This window comes from Pedobacter sp., from assembly GCF_041662865.1.
In the GTDB taxonomy this organism is placed as follows: domain Bacteria; phylum Bacteroidota; class Bacteroidia; order Sphingobacteriales; family Sphingobacteriaceae; genus Pedobacter.
In genome coordinates this window covers 115,958-117,184 of sequence record NZ_JBAZRL010000006.1, presented here as the reverse complement: position 1 = coordinate 117,184, position 1,227 = coordinate 115,958, and the positions used below count along the sequence as shown (strand labels likewise).

Annotated in this window: 1 pseudogene; it reads left to right on the top strand. The window is 31.9% G+C overall.

Going from position 1 to position 1,227, the window contains the following annotated elements:
• A pseudogene (locus WC622_RS03905) lies at positions 1-1,227 on the top strand (carboxypeptidase regulatory-like domain-containing protein); the annotation flags it as partial.

The following is a 1,227-nucleotide window of genomic DNA, read 5'->3' as shown; positions in this document are numbered from 1 at the left end:
GAAAACCATTCCACTTGGTGAGGCGATTGACAAAAAATTAATCACTAATATTTCATATAGTAATGAGCAAAGCGATAAGAATTTAAAAACTACAGCTAAAATTCAATTTAAAGATATTGCCAAAAAACCGTACGCCAATAAAACGGTAAATTGGAAAGTTATTTCTAATTACGATGTAGTGTTAAAAGGTAAAGGCACAACAGATCAAAATGGTATTTTAACAGTTACTGTAAACAGCAAAGCTGAAGAACTCATCACAAAAGGTACACTGATAACCGATATAAGCATTGCAGATAAAGAAGTTGCAAGTGCTAGTTTTAACCTAAAACAAACTGTAAATAATGTAGATTTTCAGTTTTTCCCAGAGGGAGGACAATTGATTAGCGGAATACCTAATCAAGTAGGATTTAAAGCAATTAAAGTTTCAGGGTTAGGCATTGATGCAAAAGGCGTTATTATAGACGATCAAAATAACGAAGTAACTACTTTTACCTCTTCTTATGCAGGTATGGGTTCGTTTTATGTTACTCCAGAAAATGGGAAAAACTATAAAGCTAAGGTTACATTTAAAGATGGCACTATAAAAACTTTCGATTTACCTAATGCAGTTGCCTCTGGTATTACCTTACAAGTAGTTAATTCTAATGCAGAATTTATTAATCTAAAAATATTGGCTAACACTCCATTTTATGAAGCTAATACAGATAAATCACTTTTTGTTGTTGCACAAAATGCTAATATGATTTATTATGCTGCTAAAGCCAGTCTAAAAAATCAAGTAATTATGACTAAAATTCCTAAAAAGAATTTTCCGGCAGGAGTAGTTCAAATTACGTTATTTAATGCGAATGATGAACCATTAAGTGAGCGGTTAGCTTTTGTTTTGCATCCAGATGCGATGAATTTAACAGTTAAATCAGATTTACCTGTCTACAAGCCTCGTCAAAAAGTAAAAATGATATTAGATGCTAAAAGTGCTGGTTTGCCAACTGCAGGAGATTTTTCTATATCAGTTATCGACGAGCAAAAAGTACCTGTTGATGAAAATAGTGAAACTACGATTTTAAGTTCGTTGTTACTTACATCAGACTTAAAAGGATACATTGAAAAACCTAATTATTACTTCATCAAAACTGACGATAAAAAACTAGGTGATTTGGACAAATTAATGCTTACTCAAGGATATCGTAGATTTGCTTATAAAGATATTTTAGCTGGACGTTATCC